1 protein-coding gene is annotated in these 389 nt (G+C 58.6%); it reads left to right on the top strand.

Annotated features, from left to right (window positions below):
* Positions 1-23 precede the first annotated feature (23 nt).
* Positions 24-389 (top strand): fimbrial protein (locus AQ981_RS25505; RefSeq protein WP_420809813.1); only part of this gene is annotated, 366 nt, incomplete at its 3' end.

The raw sequence follows: 389 nt of genomic DNA, 5'->3' as shown, positions 1-389 counted from the left end.
GGACCGGATACAGGAGATACGTGATGAAAAAAAGGGTTGCTCCTGGCGCGGTGGTGATCGGGTTGCTGATGATTGGCGCCGCTTCTTCGGTCTGCGCCGCGAACCAGGATACCGACGGCCTGAATGGCGGTATTCGCGCTACCGGTACCCTGGTGGCATCGCCGTGCAGGCTACTATCGGAATCGGTGGAACAGAAGATTGATCTGGGCAGCGCCATTGCCTGGGAACTGGAGTTGCGTGGCAGTGTTACCACGCCAGTGCCGGTCTATATCCGGCTCGATGGTTGTCCCGGCGAATACCAGTTTATGCGCGATGACCAGCGAATGCGCGGCACCACAGTACTTACCGGCCAGTCGGCGGTGAAAATGACGCTGTATGGCGAGATGGAA

The sequence above is a fragment of the Entomohabitans teleogrylli genome (genome assembly GCF_001484765.1).
In the GTDB taxonomy this organism is placed as follows: domain Bacteria; phylum Pseudomonadota; class Gammaproteobacteria; order Enterobacterales; family Enterobacteriaceae; genus Entomohabitans; species Entomohabitans teleogrylli.
The sequence above is the reverse complement of the archived record's forward strand: the minus strand, read 5'-3'. Positions and strand labels throughout refer to the sequence as shown.